The 24,356-nt window shown below is 66.2% G+C and carries 19 protein-coding genes; 5 read left to right on the top strand and 14 right to left on the bottom strand.

The genetic code is table 11. The annotated features are described in order from the left end of the window. Positions 1–181: 181 nt before the first annotated feature. The 14 genes from AC6HZP_RS23430 to AC6HZP_RS23365 form a co-directional block, all read right to left on the bottom strand. Positions 182–1,270 carry an ABC transporter ATP-binding protein gene (locus AC6HZP_RS23430; RefSeq protein ID WP_497524778.1) on the bottom strand — a complete coding sequence of 363 codons (1,089 nt, stop codon included), beginning with the start codon at positions 1,268–1,270 and terminating at the stop codon, positions 182–184. Further along, entirely contained in the window at positions 1,267–2,790 is a 1,524-nt protein-coding gene (locus AC6HZP_RS23425) for an ABC transporter permease (RefSeq protein ID WP_497524777.1), read from the bottom strand. Before AC6HZP_RS23425 ends, AC6HZP_RS23430 begins: the two co-directional genes overlap by 4 nt. A 159-nt stretch (positions 2,791–2,949) precedes the next feature. Then, positions 2,950–3,984: an iron ABC transporter substrate-binding protein gene (locus tag AC6HZP_RS23420; RefSeq protein ID WP_497524776.1), complete on the bottom strand. Its 1,035-nt coding sequence runs from the start codon at positions 3,982–3,984 to the stop codon at positions 2,950–2,952. A gap of 391 nt (positions 3,985–4,375) precedes the next feature. Then, positions 4,376–5,086 (bottom strand): L,D-transpeptidase family protein, encoded by a 711-nt coding sequence (locus tag AC6HZP_RS23415; RefSeq protein WP_497524775.1) that lies wholly within the window; start codon positions 5,084–5,086, stop codon positions 4,376–4,378. Positions 5,087–5,189: 103 nt separating this feature from the next. Beyond that, the gene (locus tag AC6HZP_RS23410) at positions 5,190–5,993 is read right to left on the bottom strand and encodes an inositol monophosphatase family protein (protein WP_497524774.1); all 804 of its coding nucleotides are present in this window, start codon (positions 5,991–5,993) and stop codon (positions 5,190–5,192) included. Further along, positions 5,990–6,817 carry a glycerophosphodiester phosphodiesterase gene (locus AC6HZP_RS23405; RefSeq protein WP_497524773.1) on the bottom strand — a complete coding sequence of 276 codons (828 nt, stop codon included), beginning with the start codon at positions 6,815–6,817 and terminating at the stop codon, positions 5,990–5,992. Before AC6HZP_RS23405 ends, AC6HZP_RS23410 begins: the two co-directional genes overlap by 4 nt. 47 nt (positions 6,818–6,864) lie before the next feature. Then, positions 6,865–7,686 (bottom strand): carbohydrate ABC transporter permease, encoded by an 822-nt coding sequence (locus tag AC6HZP_RS23400; RefSeq protein WP_497524772.1) that lies wholly within the window; start codon positions 7,684–7,686, stop codon positions 6,865–6,867. After that, complete coding sequence (locus tag AC6HZP_RS23395) at positions 7,686–8,651, bottom strand: carbohydrate ABC transporter permease (RefSeq protein WP_497524771.1); 966 nt, start codon at positions 8,649–8,651, stop codon at positions 7,686–7,688. Before AC6HZP_RS23395 ends, AC6HZP_RS23400 begins: the two co-directional genes overlap by 1 nt. Next, complete coding sequence (locus AC6HZP_RS23390; protein ID WP_497524770.1) at positions 8,648–9,916, bottom strand: ABC transporter substrate-binding protein; 1,269 nt, start codon at positions 9,914–9,916, stop codon at positions 8,648–8,650. The genes AC6HZP_RS23395 and AC6HZP_RS23390 overlap by 4 nt, the downstream gene beginning before the upstream one ends. A 58-nt stretch (positions 9,917–9,974) precedes the next feature. Then, complete coding sequence (locus tag AC6HZP_RS23385; RefSeq protein WP_497524769.1) at positions 9,975–10,748, bottom strand: DeoR/GlpR family DNA-binding transcription regulator; 774 nt, start codon at positions 10,746–10,748, stop codon at positions 9,975–9,977. Positions 10,749–11,354: 606 nt separating this feature from the next. Beyond that, positions 11,355–12,290: a glutaminase A gene (gene glsA / locus AC6HZP_RS23380; RefSeq protein ID WP_497524768.1), complete on the bottom strand. Its 936-nt coding sequence runs from the start codon at positions 12,288–12,290 to the stop codon at positions 11,355–11,357. A 5-nt stretch (positions 12,291–12,295) separates the two neighbouring features. Then, the gene (gadC, locus tag AC6HZP_RS23375) at positions 12,296–13,843 is read right to left on the bottom strand and encodes a glutamine/gamma-aminobutyrate antiporter GadC (protein WP_497524767.1); all 1,548 of its coding nucleotides are present in this window, start codon (positions 13,841–13,843) and stop codon (positions 12,296–12,298) included. A 179-nt stretch (positions 13,844–14,022) separates the two neighbouring features. Continuing rightward, entirely contained in the window at positions 14,023–15,429 is a 1,407-nt protein-coding gene (gene gad / locus AC6HZP_RS23370) for a glutamate decarboxylase (RefSeq protein ID WP_497524766.1), read from the bottom strand. Between the two features lie 130 nt (positions 15,430–15,559). Continuing rightward, positions 15,560–16,813, bottom strand: a complete 1,254-nt coding sequence (locus AC6HZP_RS23365) for a porin (protein ID WP_497524765.1) — start codon at positions 16,811–16,813, stop codon at positions 15,560–15,562. An 833-nt stretch (positions 16,814–17,646) separates the two neighbouring features. Here AC6HZP_RS23365 and AC6HZP_RS23360 point away from each other — a divergent pair. The 5 genes from AC6HZP_RS23360 to AC6HZP_RS23340 all read left to right on the top strand — a co-directional run bounded on the left by AC6HZP_RS23360 (position 17,647) and on the right by AC6HZP_RS23340 (position 24,356). Further along, complete coding sequence (locus AC6HZP_RS23360) at positions 17,647–18,687, top strand: NAD(P)/FAD-dependent oxidoreductase (protein WP_497524764.1); 1,041 nt, start codon at positions 17,647–17,649, stop codon at positions 18,685–18,687. A gap of 447 nt (positions 18,688–19,134) precedes the next feature. Beyond that, positions 19,135–20,760, top strand: a complete 1,626-nt coding sequence (locus AC6HZP_RS23355) for an ABC transporter substrate-binding protein (RefSeq protein WP_201401322.1) — start codon at positions 19,135–19,137, stop codon at positions 20,758–20,760. Between the two features lie 82 nt (positions 20,761–20,842). Further along, on the top strand, positions 20,843–21,814 hold the full coding sequence (locus AC6HZP_RS23350) for an ABC transporter permease (protein WP_497524763.1): 972 nt from the start codon (positions 20,843–20,845) through the stop codon (positions 21,812–21,814). After that, a complete protein-coding gene (locus AC6HZP_RS23345; RefSeq protein ID WP_497524762.1) occupies positions 21,811–22,725 on the top strand; it encodes an ABC transporter permease in 915 nt (304 codons plus the stop codon). Before AC6HZP_RS23350 ends, AC6HZP_RS23345 begins: the two co-directional genes overlap by 4 nt. Then, positions 22,725–24,356: a dipeptide ABC transporter ATP-binding protein gene (locus tag AC6HZP_RS23340; protein ID WP_497524761.1), complete on the top strand. Its 1,632-nt coding sequence runs from the start codon at positions 22,725–22,727 to the stop codon at positions 24,354–24,356. The genes AC6HZP_RS23345 and AC6HZP_RS23340 overlap by 1 nt, the downstream gene beginning before the upstream one ends.

Raw genomic sequence — 24,356 nt, 5'->3', positions numbered from 1 at the left:
GGGACGCCGTTGCCACCTAGCGCGGAAAATCGAGCGCGTTGCTGTTCGGCCACAGAAGCAAGGGGCATCGCCGCCGATAAAGACCGTCGGCAAGGGGCGTGAGGTCGGCGACGATGTCGGGCGCCAGGACGGCGAGGGCGGGGCCGTCGTGGCCGCTAGCCTCCACGATCGATTCCCATCGTCACCGTAGCCGGGTTCCGGCCGTGAAGACGTGGGCCTTTCCGGAGATGGAAAGCCGGATCAGGGTTCCGACCGCGGGCAGGGCCATCGAGGTGGCGGCAAAGCAGATGTCCTTGCCGGTGCTCGGCGCTTCGTCGTCGGCGCAGCGCACCAGGCGCGCGGTGATGCCGCTCGATGCGCCGGCGAAATCGACCGCGATCACTTCGGCGAGCACATCGTCGGCGTCGGCCTCGGCGGGCGACGGAACGGGCGAGAACGAAATCTGATCGGGGCGCAGCATGAGCTCGCCAGGGCCCGAGCGGCGATCGTCGACGGCGATGCGGCCGAGCGCGCAGCGCGCGATCCCGCCCTCGATCCGAGCCGGAAGCAGGATCGCCTCGCCGAGGAATTGCGCCACCATCGGATCGACCGGCCGCAGATAGAGCTCGCGCGGCGTGCCGGCCTGCGGCAGGCGGCCCTGGCGCATGACCGCGACCTGATCGGCGAAGGAGAGGGCCTCGGCCTGGTCGTGCGTGACCAGGATCGTGGTGATCGCCTCGGCGCCGAGCAGCTCCGACACCGCCTGCCGGGTCTGGGCGCGCAGCCGCGTATCGAGGGCGGAGAAGGGTTCGTCGAGCAGCATCAGGCGAGGCCGCCGGGCGAGCGCCCGGGCGAGCGCGACGCGCTGTTGCTGGCCGCCCGAGAGCTGGTCCGGCCGACGACGAAGAAAGCCGGCGTCGAGGCCGGTCATCGTCATCAGTTCGCGGATGCGCGCGTCGCGTCCGGCCTGCTGGCGTGGAATGCCGTAGCCGATGTTGTCGGCGATCGAGAGATGCGGAAACAGCGCGCCGTCCTGCGCGACGATGCCGATGCCGCGTCGATGCGGCGGTACGGATCGGGGCCCGTCGGCGAGCACCTCGCCATCGAGGACGACACGGCCCTGGTCCGGGGTCTCGAAGCCGGCGATGACCCGCAACAGCGTCGTCTTGCCCGATCCCGACGGTCCCACGATGGCGGTCCGGCTGCCAGGCGCGAGGTCGAGATCGATGCTGGCGAGCGCTTCCGTCGATCCGTATCGCTTGGCGACCGACCGCAATTCGAGCAGGGTCATCGTCCCGCGCTCCTTCTCGACTGGACGTGAAGCAACCATGCCAGCGGCAGGGAAACCACCACCATGATCAGCGCATAGGGCGCGGCTGCGGCATAGTCGAGCTCGCTGGAAAGCGCCCAGAACGCCATCGCCAGCGTGCGGGTGCCGTTCGGCGCCAGCATCTGCGTTCCCGGCAATTCGTTGAAGATGCCGAGCGAGGCGAGCGCCATGCTGGACGCCACGCCTGGCGCGGCGAGACGCAGCGTTACCGAAAAGAACGCGTTGGCGCGCGAGCGGCCGAGGCTGGCGGCCGCCTGCTCGAGCTCGACCGGCGCCTGCGCGATGCTGGCGCGCAGGCTGACCAGCGCGCGCGGCAGGAACATCAGCGCATAGGCGGCGAGAATGGTGACGAAGGTCTGGTAGAGCGGCAGCGCGACCCGCACCGTGATCGTGACGAGAGCCAGGGCGACCACGACGCCGGGCAGGGAGCCGGTGACATAGTTGCAGGCCTCGAGGAGGCGCTGCAGCCGTCCCGGACGGCGGATCGCAATCCAGGCCATCGGCAGGGCCAAGAGGGTCGCCAGCGCCGCGCCGGCGATGGCAAGGAACAGGGTCTGGCCGAGCGAACGGCCGATCGCGTCGAATTTCCAGATCTCGACACCGCCGGCGGCGAGCCAGCTTCCGAGCGTGACGCCCGGAACGCCGAGCGCAAGCGCCGTCACCGAAACGGGCAGCAGCAGGAAAAGCGGCATCGTCCGCCCGAGGCGTACCCGGCGTGGCGCCATTGCCGCGCCGCTGCCGACCCGCGCATAGCGCTCGCGGCCCCGCAGCGCCGCTTCGAGGGCCAGCAGCAGCAGGCAGAACAGGACCAGCACGCCGGCCAGCATGTTGGCGGCCGGCCCGTTGAAGGTCGACTGGAACTGCTCGACGATGGCGGTGGTGAAGGTATCGAAGCGGATCATCGCGAACAGGCCGTATTCCGCCAGCAGATGCAGGCCTACCAGCAGCGAGCCGCCAAGGATCGCGAGCCGGAGCTGCGGCAGCACAATGCGGCGGAACACGCGCGCCGGCGGATCGCCGATCGCCGCGGCGGCCTCCTCCAGCGCCGGATCGAGCCGGCGCATGGTCGCTGCCACCGGCAGGTAGAGAAAGGGGAAATAGGCCAGCACCGAGACGAGGACACCGGCCGCGAGGCCGTGCAGGCGCGGCAGGAGACTGACCCAGGCGTAGCTCTGCACGAAGGCCGGCACGGCGAGCGGCGCCACGGCGAGGAAGGACCAGATCCGCGCGCCCGGTAGATCGCTCCGCTCGGTCAGGAAGGCGAGCGCCACGGCCAGCGCGATACAGATCGGCACCGTCAGGACGACGAGAAGCACGGTGTTGACGAGCAGCTCGAAGACGCGCGGCCGGAAGATCATCGCCGCCGCTGCCGTCCAGCCGGTCTGGATCGTCACGAAGATGACGAAGGCAAGCGGCAGCAGCGACAGGATGGAGATCAGCGTCGCGAGGGATGCTGCCGGCGAGAGGGTCCGCCTTGGCATCGCGACGAACGTCAGACGTGAGCGCGGTGCAGCCGTATCGGGCAGTTCATCAGAGGCGTACATGCACGTCGTACCAGGACGAAGACCGGCAGGAAATGAACCCTGCCGGGCGTTGCGGCCCGGCAGGGTTCGTCATGGAGATGGCCAATCGGCCCATGGCTAGAGAAGGCCGGCCGCGGTCATGAGGTCCGTGACCTTCTTGCTGTCCAGCGTCGACTGCTCGACCTTGGGCGCATCGAGTTTGGCGAGCGGCTCCAGCTTCGGATTCGAGTCGGCGCCGTTGCCGACGGCATATTCGAAGGAGGTTCCCGTCTTCAGGATTTCCTGGCCGCCTTTGCCGACGACCCACTTCACGAAGGCCTGCGCTTCGTCCGGATGCTTGCTCGAGGCGAGAACGCCGCCGCCGGAGACGCTGACGAAAGCGCCGGGATCCTGGTGGCGGAAATAGTGCAGCGCGACGTTCTTGCTGTTCTCGCCGGTCTTGGCCTGATCGCCGAACCAGTAATAGTGATAGATGACCGCGCCTTCGACCTGGCCGGCATTGACGGCCTTCATCGCCGTGCTGTTGCCCTTGTAGGCCGTGAAGTTCTCCTTCATCGCCTTCAGCCAGGCGGCGGTCGCTTCCTCGCCCTTCAACTGCAGCAGCGCGCCGACGATGGCCTGGAAATCCGCGCCCGAGGGCGAGGCCGCCCAACGGCCCTTCCAACTGGGATCGGCGAGATCGAGCAGCGACTTCGGCAGCTTGTCCTCGGCGAGCTTGGTCTTGTCATAGGCGAACACGGTGCTGCGCGCGGCGATACCCGTCCATTTGCCGTCGGCGGGGCGGAAATTCTCCGGCACCAGCGCCAGCGTTTCCTTGTCGAGCGGCGCGAACAGGCCGGCCGCGTCGACCAGCGCCATGGCCGGCGAATTTTCGGTCAGGAACACGTCGGCCGGCGAAGCCGCGCCTTCCTGGACGAGCTGGTTGGCGAATTCGGTATCGCCGGCATTGCGCAGCGTCACCTTGATGCCGGTCTCGGCCGTGAAGGCTGCCGCCCAGGCCTCTGCCAGGCTCTCATGCTGGGCATTGTAGACGACGATGCCGTCGGCGCTGGGCGTGACGGTCGCGTTCGCCGCGAGCGCGGCAGAAGACGTCAAAGCGAGGCCGAGCGCGAACGCCGCGGCGCTCGCGAATGAGTATAGCGGGGGGGTCATTGGCTGTCCTGCTAGAACTGCGTGGCAATCCGTGTGCCGCGCCGCACTGTTTCCACGCCGATCCGGGCAAGTCAAACAGTATGTTTTAGAATTATTTCAGTTATCAAGTAGGTTGGAACCAATTACTGGTTGAGCGGTTTGGTGTTGCTAATTCTAGCAAGATCACGACCAATAATACTCAATGCAGGTTGTAAATGTGGTTCGCCTGCGTCTCCGAGGTGGTGCGATGCGGCTCCGACGCGCGCCCAACTAATCTACGCTTCCAGCATCGATTAGTTGCGCCCCTTGACCATGTACAGCCCAGGGGCGCAGCCGCGCGTCCACTCCCGGCCGTCGCCAGATCCCGTCTTCGCCCGTGCGCCGGCGTCCGGACCGGGAGTTGATGTCGTTCCTAGGCCGGGAGGACGAGGACCTTTGTGTTGACGGGCGTTCGTGAATAGAGGTGCATCATGTCCTGCGTGAGCAGGCCGGTGCAGCCGCTGGTGACGCCGGTGCCGATCGATTGCGCCACGTGGGTGCTGTAGATCGTGTAGAGCGTGTACTTGCCGTCCTGATAGAGATAGAGCGTGCGGGCGCCGAGCGGGTTGTCGAAACCTCCCGGCATGCCGCCGGCATATTTGGCGGCCTCCGGCTGGCGCTGGATCATCTCTTTGGGCGGCGTCCAGACGGGCCATTCGGCCTTGCGCCCGACATAGGCTTCCCCGCTCCACAGGAACCCCTTGCGGCCGACATTGGCGCCATAGCGGGTGGCGTTTTCCGCGTCTTCGATGCGATAGACATAGTGCTTGCCGGGATCGATGATGATCGTGCCCGGCGCTTCCTTGTTGGCGTAGCGCACCGTCCGCCGGTAATATTTCGGATCGATCTTCGCGACATCGACTGCCGGAATCGGGAATTTCTCGTCCGGCACCGGCCCATAGACCTTCGCCGCTTCCGCGCGGCTCATGCCGCCCGATGTCGCGCAACCGGCAAGCCCCAGCGCGCCGAGACCGACGGCCGAGCCGACAAGAAACGATCGGCGGTTGAGAAGCCCCGACCGAAGCTCAGGCAGAGCTTCCTCGTCCCTCTCGCCGCGATCGGCACACACACGATCCATGACCATGATTTCGGAGTTCCCCGCGTGCTGCTGCCCGCCCAGCGACCTGCCCAACTGAGATTGCCGCCAAACGGCTCAATTGGCAAATTCGGACTTTCGCGGCAGGAGATCAGGCCGGAACCGCGATCTTGTCGAACAAGGGGCGGACCTTCGCCAGAAAGCGCTCGCTGCCGCAGGCGAAGCGGAGTTTGGCGTCGAGGCTGGTGCGCTGCCAGTCGATCGTGTGGGACACGCCGAGGCTGGCGAGAATGGGCAGTCCCGCCATGACGTCCCAGGTCGAGTCACCCAGAGCCAGATATCCGTCCGTCTCCCCCAAGGCGATATCGACGAGGGACAGCGCCGACGAACCGCAGAAGCGGACATTGATCCCGAGCGCATCGGAGACGAAGCGGATCAGCTCGACGCGATCCGAGGTGGAGGTGCTCGGGTGCCAGCCGATCCCCGTCGCGCCCTGGGAGAGGTCGAGGGCCGGCAGTGGCGGCACAAGCTTTCCGTTGCGCTGCGCCGGGACATTCAGGCCGCCCGACAGCATCAGGTCGCGGACCGGCGCGAATAGGGTTCCGTAGATCGGCGTCCTGTTTTCGAAAAGGCCGATGGAAATGGCCCAGTTCTGGCCGCCCCGAACGAAGTTGAAAGTGCCGTCGATCGGGTCGATGACCCAGATCCGGCCCGACGATCCCGCGATTTCGCCGCGCTCCTCGCCAAAAATCCCATCCTCCGGAAAGGCTTTTTGCAGGCTTGCGGCGAGATAATCCTCGACGGCGCGATCCGCCTCGGTGACGAGGTCGAGATGGCCCTTCTGTTCCACCGGCAGGCTGGCGAGCGACCGGAAATGCCGAAGCGCGATCTCGCCGGCGCCCCGCGCGATCGCTTCAATCCGCGCCTGGGTGACGCGCGCAGCATCCTCCGTCATGAGATCGCATCCACCTTTGCGACGGTTAGGCCACGGGCGCGGACAAAATCCATGGCCCAGGCGACGTCATCGCAAACCAGCAGGTCGATCCGTCCTGTCCGAAGCAAGGCATCGAGCGTCTCGAGATAATCGAGGCCATAGCCGGCTCGCAGCCGGAAGTATTGCGGCGGCGGCACATAGTGGCTGACGCCGATATCGGCGCCATGCAGGCTTTCGGCCAGGTCCGCGGAGAATTGCGGATAGTCGGTATTCATGACGTCCATCGTCGCCGAGCGGGCGGTCAGGGCCGGCTCCGTCAGGCGATGGTAATTGATGCCCATCGTGCGAATGCGCGGTTCCAGCCGCTTGATGTCGCGCAGGACCACGTAGTCGAAGGAGCTGACGAGCACGCGCTCCAGCATCCCGACGTCGCGAAGCGCTGCAAGTACGTTCTCCAGATAGGCGGTGCCTTCGAACTGGTCCTTGATTTCGACGATCAGTCCAATGCCGAGTTCCCGGCTGAACGCCAGCATATCCGCGAACAGTTCGATCGGCTGGCCGTCGATAGCGAGGCCGTTGCGCGCCCTGGTTCGAAAAGAGGAAATCTCGGCGTAGTCGAGCTGGGAAATGAGGCCGGTGCCCGTCGACGCATTGTCGAGAATGTCGTCGTGGAACACGACAAGGCGACCGTCGCGCGTCTGGCGCAGGTCGATCTCACACAGCGAGGCGCCCAACTCGGCGGCGCGCCGGAGGGCAGGGCGGCTGTTCTCGTGTCCGTCGACGACATGACCGCGATGGCCGCAGACCAGAATGCGCCGGGAGCGCGAAGGCAGGATGTCAAACATGGTTTTCGATCCGATGGAGGGAAGGGTGAGCCTTGCCGGCGCGAAGGCTATTTGAGCCCGCTGCGGGCAAAGCTGGTGATGAATTGCTTCTGCAGGACCAGGAAGATCGCGACCATCGGCAGCGCCGCCATGGCGCCGGCCGCCATCACGACGTTCCAGTCGGTGGTGTAGACGCCGCGCAGGAGCGCGAGACCCGGTCCCAGGGTCAGCTTGTCGATCGAGCGGTTGACGACGAGCGGCCACAGCAGGTCCTTCCATTCCGACAGAACGGAAAGGATCGCCAGGGAGAGGATGCCGCTACGGGCGACCGGGACGACGATCGTGACCAGGATCCGCAGGTGCGACGCGCCGTCGAGGCGCGCGGCCTCGATGAGCTCGCGCGGGACGCCGCGGAAAAACTGATACAGCAGGAAGACGCCGAACACGTCGAACAGCGAGGGCAGGAACAGCGCGACGAGGGTATCGGTCATCCTGAAACTGGCGATGATCGCAAAGTTCGGCACGATGAAGATATCGCCCGGCACCATGATCAGCGCGAGAATGCCGACGAGGATGGCGCTGGTGCCGGGCACCTTGATGATGGCGAGGGCGTAGGCCGCCATCGCGCAGATGACCAGCGTTCCCATGGCGCGGCCGAGCGAGACGGCGATCGTGTTGGCGAGCAGCGTCGCGAACGGAACGCGGTTGAACACCTCCCATATGCCGTCGAAGGTCGGCGGCGACGGGATGAGGTTCGGCGGGACCATGAGGGTCTGGCCGGTCGTCATCAAGCCGGTCGCGACCATCCAGGCAAACGGCACCAGAATGATCAGCCCGACAAGGGCGATGAGGATCTGGAGCCGCCAGCCGGCCTTGCGTTCCGCCTGCATCAGCCGTGCTCCCCATAGTGCACGAAGCGGCGCTGCAGACGCATGAGGACGATCGACACCGCTAGGATGATGACGAGCAGCACAAGCGAGACCGCCGCCGCGTAGCCGCGCTGTCCCGTCTCCAGGAAGGCGAGATAGAAATAGTAGTAGACCAGCGTGAAGCCGTAGTTCAGCGACACCGAATGATCGACGGGCGGCAGCAGGACATAGACGACGTCGAAGAGCTTCAGCGCGCCGATGGTCGTCGTGATGATGACGAAGAACAACGACGGCGTCAGCAGCGGCAGCGTGATGGAGAAGAACTGTCGGGCCGGTCCGGCGCCGTCCAGCGTCGCGGCCTCATAGAGGTTCGGCGAGATCTCCTGCATGCCGGCGTAGAGAATGATCGTGGGCACGCTGAACGAGAGATAGACCACGAGCAGCGACACCACGACGGTCACGCCCGCGGCGCTGCCGAACCAGCTTACCGGCGCCGCGCCGATCGCCTGCAGGGCCGAATTCACGAGGCCGTATTGCGTCTGGAACATCCAGCCGAAGACCAGGATGGCCGCGGTCGGCAGGCAGACGGCCGGCAGGAAAACGATGGCCCGAAATGCGGATTGTCCGCGGAAGCGATGCTGCATCAGCGTGGCGAGCGCCAGCGAGACCAGGATGACTCCGGGCACGGCGATACCAGCGAACTTGAAGGTATTGGCGATCGCGACCCGGAGCTGCGTGTCGCCAAGCAGCTTCTGATAATTGTCGAGGCCGGCGAATTTCGGCGCGCCGAAGGCTCCGGCGTTCATGAACGACAGCCAGATATTGTAGCCGAAGCCATACACCCGAAAGACGAGCAGGCCACCGAGCAGCGGCAGCAGGAACAGGTAGCCGACCACGGTGTCGCGATGGACGAGGCTGCGTCGCGCGATCGCGCGACGCGCCTTCATGGCCATGCCCGGCAGGCGCTGAAGGATCTGGCCCGTCAACGCAGCGCCCCATTCAGAAGCGCGTCGATCTGCTGTGCCGCATCGCTTGCCGACAGGGCGCCCGCATAGAACTCGCCCATCACGGCGCTGCTGATCTGCGGCATGGCGGACAGCACCTTGGGATGGGCCGTCGTGGTGCGCAGATAGCTCTGTGCGCTGGCCGCATCGAGCGCCGCTTCGAGACCGCCCAGCTTGCCATTGGTGGCGACAAACGCCGCGCGCGCTTCCGGCGCGGTGTTGGCCGGCAGGGCGGCGCCGCCTTGCGCATGCAGCGCGGCGCCTGCGTCGGAAGTGAGGAACTTGATGAGCTCCCAGCTCTCTTCCTTGTGCCGGGAGTTGACGTTCATGACGTAGGAGAGGCCATTGGTGTCGTTGGCCCAGGAACCGTTGACCGCCGGCAGATGGACGACGCCGAACGTGCCGGCCGGCGCATCCGATTTGGAGAGCAGGCTGAGGTTCCAGGACGGGATCTCGGCCAGAGCCAGCTTGCCGGAGAGGAGCGCGTTGACCGGGTTGAAGTCGGTGGAATCGGCGACCTTGAGAATGAGCCCGCTGTCCTGCAGCGCCTTGATCCTGTCGAGGGCCTCAATGCCCTCCGGCGACGACATCCGGCCCTTGCCATCCGCGATCACGCTGGAGCCCAGCGCGTGGACGAGGCTCGCGACGCCGTTGTTGAAGGAGTAGTTGTAGTAGAGCGGCACGACGGCCGAGGACGTCCGCTTCTCCTTTACCTCGCCGGCGATGCGGACCATGTCATCCCAGGTCCAGTTCGCGGAGGGCGCCGCAATGCCAAGGTCCTTCAGCAACGAGGCATTGTAGACAAAGGTCCAGGCATCGAAGTCCTTCGGAATGCCGTATTGATGGCCGCCGAGGGAATAGAGATCCGCGATCACCGTCTTGTAGCCGGCGAGCGACAGGCCATCGCGTGCGATGTACGCATCCAGCGGCTCCAGCGCTCCGCCATCCACGTAGTAGGATGCCTTGGAGCTCTGCCACATCACGTCCGGCCCCTCTCCGGCGCCCAGCGATGCATCCAGCTTGACGTAATATTGGTCCTGCGGGACCTGCTCGAGCGATACCGCGATATTGGGATGCGCCGCTTCAAACGCATCGACGGCCATCTGCACGCCGGCCTTCTGGGCGGGGTCCCAGATCATCAAGGTCAGGTTGATGTCGGCGGCAAGCGCCGTGCCGGCAGCGGATGCGGAGAGCAGCGCGGCGGTAGTCGCCATGGCCAGGAAGGCACGACGGTTCGTCTGGAGCATTGTTGTCTCCTGAAGGCTCTGTCTGGTGAGGATGACGGTGTCGAAGCGGTCGTGGCGACTAGGTCGCTATGGCGAACTTCCTGCGCAGCGCTTCCGGCGCCGCGTCGAGGATCGTGCGGGCGCCGGCGTCCGTGACGATGACGCCGACGTCCTCGATCGCAGCGGTGACGGAGAAACTCGACTTGGCCAGTTTGGAATGGTCGGCCACGACGATCACCCGGCGCGCCACCTCGATCATGGCGCGCTGCACGCCGGCATTCGCCGGTGAGCCGGTGAAGATCAGGCCGCGATCAAAGTCGATCGCTGCGGCATTGAGGATGAGCTTGTCGACATGAAACTGGCGGATGAAGCTCTCCGCCAGCGCGCCGCGGAAGGAGCGATTGATCGCCACATATTCCCCGCCGACCGCATAGACGCGCTCCGCCTCGGCGCGGATGAGTTCGGCAAGGATATCGGCGCCGTTGGAAATGAAGGTCAGCCCCTTGCGGCCGCCAAGGAGCCTGGCGACGGCAAGCGAGGTCGTGCCGGCGTCGAGGAGCACCGTGTCGCCATCCGCGATCATGTCGGCCGCGACGGTCGCAATCGCCGCTTTCTCGGCCTGACGGGAGACCGCGCGCACGGCATTGGCGGGATCCTGCCCGACCTGCGTGACGCTGACGGCGCCGCCATGCGTGCGGCGCAGCCGCCCGGCCTCGTCGAGCTCCCCCAGATCGCGCCGCATGGTCGCGCCCGAGACGCCCAATTGCTCCGCCAGCGTCTGGACGTCGAGAAACCCCTTCTCGCCCAGGAGCTCCAGGATTTTTTCGTGACGTTCCTCGGCCGTGTTCAACACGTGAGCCTTCCTCTCTCTCTGATCAATATTGAGCATGACGATCAGAAATGAAAACGTCAAATGAATATCTGATGACAAGAAAAGCGCCGGAATGTGACGTTTTGGCGTTGGGCGGAGGCCGGGTCGCGGCAAGGTAACGCCGAATTGGCTTGCGGAATGTCTGAGGTGTGATCGTTTTCGCGCATGCAAAGGGCGCTGTGCGCATCGGCCTTATCGGAGGCTTGCTGTGCGGAGGGGCGAACCCCGTGGCCTCGCTGGCCCAATCCCGGAATGACGGCCGGAAGTCGCGGACCGTCGGCATCGGCTCGATCTCGAACCGACGCGGCATCGTCGTGAGGCTCTCTTGGAAAGACCCTTGGAAGCCCAGCCGGCAGGGCTGCTGCGCGCCATCATTATGGCTGGCCCTGCATGGGTATTCGCGCCGGCCCGCTGCGTCGTCTTTCCGCAGTCTATGCATCTGCCGTTGGCGCCGGTTCGTGCGCTGTCGGCTCATCCGCTCGCAGTTGGAGCCCTTCATCGCTTCACGAAAACGATGAAGGGCTCCAACCCTTTGTTTTGTCGCGCTTTATTCACGCGAGCCGGGTGCCGGCTACGCGGGAAAACGCGCTATGGGCGGGAGAAGAGGCTGAGGCCCAGGGTGTTGGCCACGCTGGCGACGGCCGCTTGTGCCTTCACGCTGTTGCCGACAGGGTCGAGCGGCGGCGAGAAGGCGGCGATCGCCATCTGGCCCGGCACGACGGCCAGGATGCCGCCGCCGACGCCGCTCTTGCCCGGCAGGCCGACCGTGTAGGCCCAGTCGCCGGAGGCGGTGTAGAGGCCCTCCATCGTCATCTCGGCGAGGATGGGCCCGACATTCGCGGCCTTGACCACCCGCTTGCCGGTGAGCGGATTGACGCCGCCCGAGGCCAGGGTGGCGCCCATCGCGGCGAGGTCCGTCGCCGTGATCAGCGTGGAGCACTGCCGCGTATACACCTCGACGGCGTCCATCGGCTCCGAATACATGGCGCCCGCGCCCTGCATCAGCCAGGCCATGGCCCGATTGTGGAAATTGGTCGTCTGCTCGGAATCATTGACCTCCGTGCTCATCGTCAGCGCGCGTCCGGCGAAGGCGCTCTGGATGCCGAGGATCTGCTGGTAGCGATCCTCCTTGTCCTTGGCCGTCACCAGGCTCGTCGACGCGATGGCGCCCGCATTGACGAGGGGGCTGAGCGGCCGGTCGCCGTGCAGCTCGAGCGCGATCACCGAATTGAAGGCCTCGCCGGTCGGATCGGCGCCGATCTTCTTGCGGAAGGCATCGGTGCCGATCTGCTCCATGGCGAGCGCCATGGTGAAGACCTTCGAGATGGACTCGATCGCGAACTCGAATTTCACGTCGCCGGCGGAGAAGATCTCTCCGCCGGTGGTGACCACCGCGACGCCGAACAGATCCGACGGAACCGAGGCGAGATACGGGATGTAGCTCGCATTTTCGCCGCCGGTCAGCGCCTTGTTGTCCGCATGGGCCTTTGCAACGGCCTGCTGCACCAGGTTCTTTTCGATCACGATTGTCACTTTCTTGCCCTTCCCTTGGTCTGCTGTGCCTTGGACTGCGCGACGGCCTGTGCCTCCCAGGTGAACGGCGCGAAGTCGGGATCGACGCCCTTCCAGGACGGCTTCCGGACGGCGTAGATCAGGCTCGGAATGACCAGGAACGCGCCGGCGAGGACGACGAGCAGTCCGACATAGATCGCAGGGCTGCCGACGCTGATCTGGTCGGGCGGAATGAAGCTGAAGACGAAGGCGGTCAGCGCGGACAGGAAGCCGACGCCGCCGACGATCCACATGCCGACATTGCCGCCGGGAAGCCTGTACGGGCGAGGGCGGTTCGGCTGGCTGTAGCGCAGGCGGATGGCCGCCGCGAACATCGAGATATAGGCGATCAGATACAGGATGTTGGCGAGCTGATTGAGGATCTGGTAGGCCGCCTGCACCGAGGGCAGCACGACGAACAGGATCGACAGCAGCGTCACCAGCACCGCCTGCAGCAGCAGGATGAAGGTCGCCTGGCCGTGCTGGTTGGTCTTCTGCCAGAGTTTTGGCAGATAGCCGGCCTTCGCCACCGCCAGCACGCCCGTCGAGGGGCCGACGACCCAGGTGGTCACGCAGGCGAAGACACCGATCGCCAGCATGATGGCGACGACGGACGACGCCCAGGCGATGCCCGCCCATGCGAAGAGATCATGGTAGGCGGTCAGGATCGCCTGGGTCAGGTTGATGTCCTTGCGGGGAACCACGAAGGCGATGGCGAGCGTCGCCAGCACCAGGATCAGTACCGTGCCCGCCGCCGCCAGCATGATGGCGATCGGATAGTTCCGCGTCGGGTCCTTGACCTCCTTGACGTGGACGGCGTTCATTTCCATGCCGGCGTACATCAGGAAAATACTGGCCGCGAGAACGACGTTGCCGAAGTTCGTGAAGTCCGGGATGACGTCGCCCCAGCCGATCGTCACCTCGGGCGCCTGGCCGGAGAGAACATAGGCGAAGCCAAGCACGATCAGGATGGTCGCCGGGATGAACACCCCGATGACGCCGCCCCATTTCGCCACGGCCGAAAAGGCCGCCGCGCCGCGTAAGCCGATGAAGGTCGCGGCCCAGTAGACCAGCAGCACGAGCGCGAGCACGAAGAACTTGTTGCTCGCGATGGTCGACGCGACCTGCTCGTTCGGATCGACATAGGCGATCGACACCGCGCCGAAGGTCAGCGCCGTCGGCAGGAACACGCAGACCTCGACGAACAGGATCATCATGATCGTGAACGCCAGGCGGCCGCCGAAGGCCTCGCCGATCCAGCGGAACATGCCGCCCTTCTCGGGCCATCCGGTCGCCAGCTCGGCGGCGATGAGGGATACCGGCACGAGGAAGAGGACCGCCGCCAGCAGGTAGTAGAAGATCGAGCTCAGGCCGTATTCGGCTTCGGACGGCAGGCCGTTCAGCGATACGACGGCGGTAACGTTCAGAAGCGCCAGGCCGAAGATCGTGATCTTGCCGGCATCGAGCTTCTGCCGGGATTGCGCGGGAATCGCGCTCGCTTTCGAGGTATCGCCAACGGTTGTCACAGTAGCCTCCAGCCACTCATCGGTTAAGAACCGGCGCGTTCAGCGACGCTCACGCCGCGATGCGGCCCGGTCCGATCTGTCCATGTGTCCGATCTGCCCACCGGGATGGCTTCGTCACCCGCCGCGGCCCCCCGCGACGACGGGGACGTCGCGGGGGGCTTCGATGCAGGGTGTTGAAGTCAGTTGTGGTTGAAGCCGCTCGCCTCGTCTGAGGTCAGCGGCTTCACCACCGGGTGCTTGGTGAAGAAGTCGATCGCGCGGCGCATGTCGTCGAGCAGCAGCGACGCGAGATCGAGGCTGACGCCGTGGCGCACGAGGATGCGCTGGATCACCAAATCCTGCCGGTCGGCCGGCATGGAATAGGCCGGCACCTGCCAGCCGCGGCTGCGCAGGCGATCGGCGAGGTCGTACAGCGTATAGCCGCCGATGCCGTTCGCATCCTTCAGCTTCCAGCACAGCGCCGGAATGCCTGCCTCACTGTTGCCGTCGAACAGGATCTCGAACGGGCCGAGCGCGCCGAGCTCGCGGGCGAGATACTGGGCGGTCGCGTAGCAGGCGTTCTGGACCTTGGCGTAGCCTTCGCGGCCGAGGCGGATGAAGTTGTAGTACTGCGCGATCACCTGGCCGCCGGGGCGGGAGAAGTTCAACGCGAAGGTCGGCATGTTGCCGCCGAGATAGTTGACGTTGAAGATCAGTTCCTCGGGCAGGTCGGTCTTCTCGCGCCAGACGATCCAACCCGCGCCGAGCGGGGCGAGACCGAACTTGTGGCCGGACGAATTGATCGACTTTACGCGCGGCAGGCGGAAGTCCCAGGGGATGTCCGGGGCGCAGAATGGGGCGAGGAAGCCGCCGGAGGCGCCGTCGACATGGATCGGGATGTCGAGACCGGTCTCCGCCTCAAGCTTGTCGAGCGCGTCATGCACCGCCTTCACCGGCTCGTACTGGCAGGTGAAGGTGACGCCCATGGTTGGCACCACGCCGATCGTGTTCTCGTCGACGCGCTTCAGCACCTCTTCCGGGCTCATGATCAGCCGGTCGCCCTCGAGCGGGATCTCGCGCAGTTCGACGTCGAAATAGCGCGCGAACTTGTGCCAGCAGATCTGCACGGGGCCGCAGATCAGGTTCGGCTTGTCGGTCGGCTTGCCTTCGGCGAGGCGCTTCTTGCGCCACTGCCACTTGAGCGCCAGGCCGCCCAGCATCGCCGCTTCCGACGAGCCGACGGTGGAGCAGCCGAGCGTACCGGTCGGATCCGGCGAATTCCACAGATCGGCGATCATCGCGACGCAGCGCGCCTCGATCTCGGCCGTCTGCGGATATTCGTCCTTGTCGATCATGTTCTTGTCGATCGACAGCGCCATCAGGTCGCGGATTTCGTCGTCGACCCAGGTCTGGCAGAACGTCGCCAGGTTCTGGCGCGAATTGCCGTCGAGCATCAGCTCGTCGCGTACCGCCGCGAAGACGTGGCGCGGCTCCCGCTCGAGAAGCGGGAAGCCTGACTTCGGCAGACGCAGCGAGAGATCTTCCGACGCATAGATGTCGTCGAGAATATCGCCGCGCACCGAGGCGCTTGATTTGCTTTCTGTCACAATAATCTCCCAGGACAGGATTGGTGTCGCCGCTTTCGGATCGGGGGGATCCCGTTCTTCGGGATCGGAGACTTTCCGGGGGCCCCCTTGCAGACGACGGCTCCGGCTTGGGAAAGCCGGAGCCGCCGGATCAGAACGTGTATTGCGCCATCAGCAACAGCTCGTGCGCCTTTTGCGATGACTGTGGCAGGCCATTCGATGTGTTCACATAGTCGTTGGCCGCGTAGTAATTGTAGATGTACTGGGCGACGAGCGAGGTGTTGCTTGTCGGCGACCAGACGAGATTGGCGCCGATGTTGAAATTGTCGCCGCCGGAGCCGCCATAGGTGGCCTTGGCGACCTCGTCATGAAGCTTGAAGTTCGCGTAGCCGCCGAAGACCGCCGAATTGAGCGTCGGCGTCCAGTTGTGGAGGTATTGCGCCGTGACGTTCCAGCCGGTCACCCGGGAGAGGCCGTTCGCGGCGCTGTAATACGCATCCGGGGGCGCAAAATCGCCGCTCGGATTGACGAGGCCGAGATAGGTGATGGCGCCGTCGACATAGGCGCTCTGCAGGTAGAGCGAATCGTTCGCGGCGATCATGGGCAGGTTGATCATGACACCGCCCTGCACGGCATAGCCCCAGGTCGACGGGTAGTCGCCGCCGGTCTGTGTCGTGCCGTTGATCTCGATCCGGTGCAGGGCGCCCGAGACCTGATAGCGGCCCCAATCGGTCGTCTGACCCAACGCGCCGATGATGTCCGGCCTGGACGAGTTCTGCTCGTAGGCGAACGGCGAATTGGCATCGGCGGGGTCGATGCCGCCGCCGCGATAATTGCCTTGCTCGATCGAGAGCGTCGCGGAGAAGCCGTGCGGCAGGGCGGCGGTATAGGCGACCAGCGGCAGGCTGGTGCTGTCGCCGATCGTCGCCGGATCCGTGCCCTGGACATTGGCATTGCCATAGAAATCGAAGAATGAGTCGCGCCAGCCGACGGTCGCGCCGGCCCATGCGGCGGTGATCGTCTGCGGCTCGAACTGGAATTCCGACGGTCCGCCCGAATAGGGCTCGGCGCCGCGATACTGGAAGCGTATGTCGGTCGTCGTCGTCAGAGGCCCGCCAAGACCCAATTCGGTCGTGGTGCCGAGCGTCAGGCCGAGCGTCGCGATGCCATAGACCTTGGACGCGTCCGAGGGATAGTCGGTATAGCGGTTGGAATAGACTTCGCCCCAGAGATAACCGCCGGGCTTGATGCAGGTCTTCAGCGCCTCGACCCAGAGGTAGCCCTTGTCCTGGACGGGACATTGCCGGTTCGTCTCGGCGCCGTTCGCAACGGCGTGTCCGCTCCCGGCAGCGACCAGGCCGACCGCCGCGACGAGTTTCGCCAGATATCTCTTGGAATGCGCCATGTGCCCCCTCGACAACGCAGGCATACCGATCGGATCGCCGCCCGGGGCGACGCGCTGGAGCCAACATCGAACGCTGGCGTGTTCCGCCTGCCTCGCTGTCGGAGCTCAGGGGAAATGGATTTGAACGTTTCGGGCGCCGGACGGCGCCGCTCCTTCGGCGAGGAGCAACCTTTCGGCGAGATCATCCCGGCGACAGCGGGACGAAAGCCGTTGGACGCAGATTCCCGCGCATTGTCCGGATCGAAACCGCGGGACGGCGCATCGAAAGATGGCCTCGCACACCCCCTATCGCACCACCCTAGGATGGCGCTGTCGGGCCCGGCAACTGCTCGATCGATCGGTTGTCAACCAAAGGTTGCGATGATAGCCTACCTGTTTGAAGCAATACTAATAAAAATTGATGCAACGACGCGCTACGCAAGTATAGGTGCTTGAGGCAGCGTCGTTTCACTTGCCAAACCGTGCCATAGGAGCACCCGCCAGCACAGGTAGCGCGGGATATGGTCGAGGTTGCAGCCAGATGCCGCCGCTGGATTGACGGCCTTGATCGCTTCAACTTGGTCCTGCGATCAAAACACCCGACGGGTCCCAATTTCCCTCAGATCGACAATTTCGAAGCGGTGCAACGGCCGCGGACTGGACGCCGATTTATCCGGCTGACTATCCCCTTGCCTGCATGGACGTTGTCTTGGAATAGGCCGGATGTCTTCGACGCCGGAGTAGGGCGCTGGATCGCGACCCGTTTGCGCGTGAGGGCCGGCGCTGGAAGAAAGGGCGCAGGCAGAGTTAAAAGCGGCGAACCCGCGAATTTGAAACAGGCTCCAATCGACATCATGACACGCAAGGGCAGGATCATCGTCGTCGGCGGCGGCGTCATGGGCGCTTCGGCGGCGTGGCATCTCGCGAAGGCTGGCGGGGAAGTCACGCTGATGGAGGGCTCGCCTGCCTCCGGCGCCACGGCGACCGCCTTGTCGTTTGGATGGGTCGGCGCCAGCGCGAGCACGCCGTCCAGTGACCCCGAGGCATTTGCGCTGAGGCGGAAGGCGCTGGAGGCGTTCGCCCGCTTGGAGCGCGACCTTGGCTCCTTGCCGATTGCTGCGCGCGGGGCGCTTCTCTGGGGCGCTACCGAGGATGAAACGGGGGCGATGATCGCCGAGCACCGCGCGGCCGGCACACGGATGGAGGCTCTTTCGCGCAGCCAGACCGCCGAAAAGGAGCCGGCACTTGCCGCGCCGCCGCGTCTTGCCGCTTGGGCGCCCGACGACTTTGCCCTGGAGCCGGCCATCCTTGCCCGCCAGCTGGCCGCAGGCGCGCAGGCCGCCGGTGCGTGCATCCGCCACGGAACGGTTCAGGCAATCGAGACCGCAGGAGACCGGATCACCGGTGTCCGGGTGGAAGGGCAGACGCTCCCGGCTGATCTCGTCGTGCTCGCCAATGGCCACGGCGCGCGCCAGCTCGCCCAGACGGTGGACGTGGACCTGCCGATCCATGGGTCGCCGGCGGTCCTGGTTCGATTGGCTGCTGAGGCCAACGTCCTTCGCCACCTGCTCTGCGCGCAGGAGCTCGAGCTGCGCCAAGCCTTGGGGGGCGGCCTCGTTTCGGCTGCCGACTATCCGGAAGAGGGCGCCGCCGGCCTTACCGCGCTCGCCGCGCAGACCGCCGCCGCCGTCGCCGATTTGCTTGGCGTCGCGGCGCCGCTGCCTCTTCTCTCCATTGGCGCCGCGCAACGTCCGATGACCGCGGATGGAACGCCTCTCCGCGGTTTTGCCGGCAAGATCGAAGGCCTGTATGCGCTGGTCGCTCACCCCGGCGTGATCCTTGCGCCGCTATTGGGTCGACTTTGCGCCGAGGACATTCTCGGCCTCCGGAGGTAGCGCCGGAACTCCGCCAGCGGGGGCGCGAGAACCCGCTTCCCGCCCTGCACGGCGATGCCTAGTGCGGGCGAGGCCCCCATCGGAATGGATCCGGTCGTGCGGCCGACTCGGATTCGCCGCTGGCGCGCGGGTCGGCGGCCGGACCTTGCGTGGAAGCCTTGTCGGCGCGCCTCCTGTGCCTCGCCGGACCCTTTGTGGCGCGTTTTTATTTTGAAACGCTGGGGCGACAATCTGCCTGCGTGGACGCCCCGCTTGGGTGCCGGGCTTTTCCTTCCTCCGGCTTTGACGACCGTTTCTTTCTGTTCGTGGTCAAACAAAATCGAGCGGCGCCGGCCCGCCGCTTGACGCGCCGCGTGCCTCCTTATTTCATTACAAAGTCGATAGACTTAGTAGACTATTGCGCTCCGGGGGCATCCACCTGCGCAGCCAAGAACAAGGACATCAAGTATGACTGCGTTGGACAAAAATCCGCGCTCTTCCGTGCTGCGCCGGGCATTTCTAACGCTGGCCGGCTCGACCCTGCTGGCCGCGTCCATGAGCCAGGCCGCCTTAGCGCATGGCGATCCGAAGCCGGGCGGAACGCTGACCGTCGGCCTGCAGCGCCAGGCGGACTGCATCGATCCGCAGCAGAACAATTACGGCTACGGCTCGGTCGACGGTCGCCAGCTGGTCGATTCCCTGACCGACCAGAGCTACTCGGATCCGACCAAGATCGTGCCCTGGCTGGCCAAGTCCTGGGAGATCTCCGACGACGCGACCACCTACGTCTTCCACCTGCGCGATGACGTGACCTTCAGCGACGGCAGCAAGTTCGACGCCGATATCGTCAAGCGCAACATCGAGACGCTGTCGAAGATCCCGGGCGCCACCGGCGCCGCGGCGCTGCGCGGCATCACCAGTGTGACGCTGGACGATCCCTATACCATCCGCATCCAGTTCGAAGCGCCGAACGTCGCCTTCCTGCAGGCGACCTCCGCCGCCGAATTCGGCATCGTCGCAGCGGCGACCTTGGCGAAGACGCCGGACGAGCGCTGCTTCGCCGGCGTCATCGGCACCGGTCCGTTCGTGCTGGACAAGGTCGTGTTCAACGAGCAGACGACGCTGGTGAAGCGCCCGGACTACAACTGGGCCTCCGAGCTTCGCGCTCACAAGGGCCCTGCCTATCTCGACAAGGTCGTCTACCGGGTGATCCCGGAAGGCACGGTGCGCAGCGGCGCGCTGCAGAGCGGGCAGGTGGACCTCGTCCAGAACGTCAGCTTCGACGACATCGCGCCGCTTGAGAAGGCCGGCTTCGAGGTGGAAAGCGCGCCCTATCACGGCGTTGCCACGCAGCTCGTCATCAACACCAAGAGCCCGGTGCTCCGGGATCGCGAGGTGCGCCGCGCGCTGCAGATCACCCTGAACCGCCAGGAAATCGTCGACCTCGCCTTCAGCGGCTTCCATAAGGCGGCGACCGGTCTTCTGACCGCGAATTCCGGCTATTTCCTCGATCAGGCCGCCAAGCTCGGCCCAGATCCGGACGCCGGCCGCGCCATTCTCGACAAGGCCGGCTGGGTCGTCGGCGGCGATGGCGTGCGCGCGAAGGACGGGCAGCGGCTCTCGATCACCGTGTCGTTCTTCGCGGCCCCTGCCAACCAGGCCTTCCTCGAGGTGGTGCAGCAGGAGCTCGCCGATATCGGCGTCGAGCTGAAGCTGCGTCCGCTGACGGCTGGCGCCTTCGACGAGGCGCTCCTGAAGGGCGATTACGACCTGCATCGCTGGGCGCGCGAGCTCGCTGATCCCGACGCCATCCGCCAGATCTTCTCGACCAAGACGGCCAATCGCCTGTGGCTCGAGCCGGGCAATCCGCTCGACGTGCTGCTCGACGAACAGCGCGCGACGGTGGATCCGAAGGCGCGCGGCGAGATCGTCGAGAAGATCCAGGCGCTGGTCGTCGACGAGGCCTACAGCCTGCCGATCTTCGATTCCGTGCAGCTCTGGCTCCACGCGCCCGCCGTCCACGGCTCCAGCTTCGGCGCCGGCGGCACCGGCGGCCCGAACCAGATCCTCTACGACGTCTGGCTCGCTCGCTGATTGATTGGCAGGAGGCCGGTCACCGGCCTCCTGCACTCCCCGTGGCGCCCCTCTTGGCACTCCTTCTCGGCTGGAACATAGCGTGTTGAGATACACCTTGCGGCGGGCCGCCCATGCGTTGCTGGTGCTCTGGGCGACCTATACGGCGACATTCTTCCTGCTGTTCGTGCTGCCGGGCGACCGGGTCTTCAGCAAGCTCGGGGCGGAATCCGGCGGCGCGGGCTTCAACCAGGAAGCCGTCGACCGGCTGCGCGCCGAGATGGGGCTCGACCAGCCGGCGCTGGTTCAATATGGCCGCGCCCTCTGGCAGGCGCTGCATGGCGATTTCGGCGTCTCCGCGCAGACGGGTGGCGACGCGCTGCGGGTGTTCGCCGCCGGCGTGCCGGAGACGCTGAAGCTCGCCGGCGTCGCCCTCGTCTTCGCGCTCGTGTTCGGCTTTGCCCTGGCGCTGCTTGCCGTGCAGGTGCGCTGGAAGCCGCTCGCCGATTTCCTGTTGTCGGTGCCGGCGCTCGCCGTCTCCGTCCCGTCCTTCTGGATCGGCCTGCTCCTGCTGCAGGTGGTCTCGTTCCAGTGGAACCTGCTGCCGGGCCTGGGCAATGATGGTTTCGCGAGCCTGATCCTGCCCGGCATCGTCCTCGCCATCCCCGCCGGCGCCGTGATCGCGCAGGTGCTGATCCGCGGCCTCACCACGGCGCTCTCCGGCGCCTATGTCGACACGGCGCGGGCGCGCGGCGCCAGCCGCCGCCACATCCTGTTCCACCACGCGCTCCGCAACGCGCTCGTCCCGGTGGTAACCGCCATGGGAACGACCAGCGGCTATCTGATCGCCGGGTCCGTGGTGGCGGAAACCGTGTTCTCGCGCTCCGGCATCGGGCTGATCACCGTCAAGGCGGTCACCTATCAGGATACGCCGGTCGTGCTGGTCGCCGTGCTGTTTGCGGCCCTCGTCTACGTCACTGTCAACTTCCTCGTCGACCTCGTCTATCCGCTGATCGATCCCCGGATCGACATCGGCTCCGGTCGCGCGAGCCACAGCGTGGGGACCGTGCGATGAGCTCGCTCGATCAGGGCGCCCGGACCTCCGGGCACGTCGCCAAGGCGCCATGGCACACGACCGCTTTCGCCGGCGGATGGGATCTCGCCCGGCGCGCGCTCAAGCGGGGCATCCGCGAGCCCGGCCTTGTCGTCGCCTGGGTGCTGGTCCTGCTGGTGCTTTTGGCGGCGGTATCGCCCCAGTCCTTCACCGACCTCAATCCGCTGCGCGGCGTCGGCGCCAAGCGCCTGCTGGCGCCGAGCCTCGAGCACTGGTTCGGCACCGACCATATGGGGCGCGATCTCTTCACCCGCGTCGTCTACGGCACCGGCGAGACCGTCAGGGCCGTGGTCGCCGCCGTGCTGGTCGGCTTGGTGGCGGGATCGGCCATCGGCCTGGTGGCGGGCTATCTCGGCCGCTGGGTCGACGACGTCTTGATGCGCGTCATCGACGTGCTGCTGGCGGTGCCGACGCTGCTGATCGCGCTCGCGGTGATCAACGCGCTCGGCTTCGGCACGGTCAACATTGCGATCGCGGTCGGGATCGGCTCGGTCGCCGCCTTCGCCCGGCTGATGCGCTCCGAGGTGCTCAAGGTGCGCCATCTGCCCTATGTCGAGGTGACGCGCTTCGCCGGCATTTCCGCGCCCTATCTGCTGCTGCGCCACGTCGTGCCGAACGCGGCCGGCGCGGTTCTCGTGCTCGCGACGCTCGAGGTCGGCATGGCCATCCTCAACGTCTCCGCGCTCAGTTTTCTGGGCTTCGGCGCGCCGCCGCCGTCGCCGGAATGGGGCCTGCTGGTGGCCGGCGGCCGTGACTACATGCGCAACGCCTGGTGGCTCACCACCATGCCGGGGCTCGTCATCGCCGCCACCGTGATCTCCGTCAACCGCATCGCCCGGTCCTTCGACGGCAAACGAGGCGAGACGTTCTGATGGCCGACCCGCGCAACGCCTCGCCCCTGCTCGAAATCCGCAATCTCTCCGTCTCCTATCGCCTCGGCGCCGGTGCGCATCGCGCCGTCCGGCAGGCGTCGCTGACCGTCAACCCCGGCGAAGTCGTAGCCCTGGTCGGTGAATCCGGCTCGGGCAAGTCCACCATCGCCCGCGCCGTTATGGGCATGCTGCCGGGCTCGGCCGTGCTGGACGGTGGCGAGATCGTTTTCGAGGGGCAGGACCTCGCCCGGCTGAGCGAGGCGGAGTTCAACCGGGTGCGCGGGCGGCGGCTCGGCTGGATCCCGCAGGATCCGATGGTGGCCCTCAACCCGCTCCGGCGCATCGGGCACCAGCTCGCCGAAGCCCTTCTCGTGCACGGCCTCGCCGACAAGCGGCAGGCGCGGGCCGAGGCGATCGCGCTGCTGAAGCGCGTCGGCATCCGCGATCCCGACCAGCGGGGGAACCAGTATCCGCACGAGCTCTCCGGCGGCATGCGGCAGCGCGTGCTGATCGCTGGCGCTCTGGCGGCCGAGCCGAGGCTGATCATCGCCGACGAGCCGACCACGGCGCTCGACGTGACCGTGCAGAAGCAGATCCTCGACGACATCGCCGGGCTGACGGCCGAGCGCGGCATCGCCATGCTGCTGATCACCCATGATCTGGCGCTGGCAGCCGACCGGGCCGACCGCATCGTCGTGCTGAAGGACGGCGAGATCGTCGAAGAGGGGCCGGCGGGACGCGTCTTCGCCGCGCCGGCGCATGCCTATACCAGGCTGCTGGTCGAAAGCGCGCCCGGCCTCACGCCCACCGCGCCCTATGGCACGCCCGCGACCTCGGATGGCGCGCCGATGCTTCGGGTCGAGCGCGTGTCGCGGGCCTTCGCGCTTGGCGGCGACCGGCGCGGCGCGGCGTCGTTCACGGCGGTGGACGCGGTCAGCCTGTCGATCGGGCGGGGCGAGACCTATGGCCTCGTCGGCGAATCCGGCTCCGGCAAATCCACCCTCGCGCGCATGGCCTTGGGACTGACCCGGCCGTCCTCGGGCGAGATCTTCTTCGAGGAGCAGGCGATCGGCGGTCTCGATCGGGCGCGGCACCGGCGCTACCGCCAGCTCGTACAACCGATCTACCAGAACCCCTATGCCTCGCTCGATCCGCGCCTCTCGATTGGCGAGATCGTCGGCGAACCGCTGCAGGGCTTCGGCATCGGTGATCGCGCCAGCCGGGCAAGGCGCGTCCTGGAGCTTCTCGATCAGGTTCAACTGCCGCGCAGCGTGCTGACGCGGCGCTCCTCCGAGCTCTCCGGCGGGCAGCGGCAGCGGGTCGCGATCGCCCGGGCGCTCGCCCCGTCGCCGGCGCTGATCGTCTGCGACGAGGCGGTCTCGGCGCTCGACGTCTCCGTGCAGGCGCAGATCCTCGCTTTGCTGCGCGAGCTGCAGCAGCAATTCGGGCTCAGCTACCTCTTCATCTCGCACGACCTCGCCGTCATCCGGCAGATCGCCTCGCGCGTCGGCGTGATGCAGGCCGGCCGCCTCGTCGAGGAAGGCCGCACCGACGCGATCTTCGATCGGCCCGAGCACGACTACACCCGCGCCCTTCTGGACGCGATTCCCGGCAAGAAGCGAGCCGCCTGA

Source organism: Kaistia sp. SLG-1 (genome assembly GCF_059699055.1).
The sequence above is the reverse complement of the archived record's forward strand: the minus strand, read 5'-3'. Positions and strand labels throughout refer to the sequence as shown.

Coding starts and splice junctions, on each gene's coding strand:
- AC6HZP_RS23430 (WP_497524778.1), bottom strand. CDS start 1,270: ATGACCCTGCTCGAATTGCGGTCGGTCGCCAAGCGATACGGATCGACG.
- AC6HZP_RS23425 (WP_497524777.1), bottom strand. CDS start 2,790: ATGCCAAGGCGGACCCTCTCGCCGGCAGCATCCCTCGCGACGCTGATC.
- AC6HZP_RS23420 (WP_497524776.1), bottom strand. CDS start 3,984: ATGACCCCCCCGCTATACTCATTCGCGAGCGCCGCGGCGTTCGCGCTC.
- AC6HZP_RS23415 (WP_497524775.1), bottom strand. CDS start 5,086: ATGGTCATGGATCGTGTGTGTGCCGATCGCGGCGAGAGGGACGAGGAA.
- AC6HZP_RS23410 (WP_497524774.1), bottom strand. CDS start 5,993: ATGACGGAGGATGCTGCGCGCGTCACCCAGGCGCGGATTGAAGCGATC.
- AC6HZP_RS23405 (WP_497524773.1), bottom strand. CDS start 6,817: ATGTTTGACATCCTGCCTTCGCGCTCCCGGCGCATTCTGGTCTGCGGC.
- AC6HZP_RS23400 (WP_497524772.1), bottom strand. CDS start 7,686: ATGCAGGCGGAACGCAAGGCCGGCTGGCGGCTCCAGATCCTCATCGCC.
- AC6HZP_RS23390 (WP_497524770.1), bottom strand. CDS start 9,916: ATGCTCCAGACGAACCGTCGTGCCTTCCTGGCCATGGCGACTACCGCC.
- AC6HZP_RS23365 (WP_497524765.1), bottom strand. CDS start 16,813: ATGGCGCATTCCAAGAGATATCTGGCGAAACTCGTCGCGGCGGTCGGC.
- AC6HZP_RS23360 (WP_497524764.1), top strand. CDS start 17,647: ATGACACGCAAGGGCAGGATCATCGTCGTCGGCGGCGGCGTCATGGGC.
- AC6HZP_RS23355 (WP_201401322.1), top strand. CDS start 19,135: ATGACTGCGTTGGACAAAAATCCGCGCTCTTCCGTGCTGCGCCGGGCA.
- AC6HZP_RS23345 (WP_497524762.1), top strand. CDS start 21,811: ATGAGCTCGCTCGATCAGGGCGCCCGGACCTCCGGGCACGTCGCCAAG.
- AC6HZP_RS23340 (WP_497524761.1), top strand. CDS start 22,725: ATGGCCGACCCGCGCAACGCCTCGCCCCTGCTCGAAATCCGCAATCTC.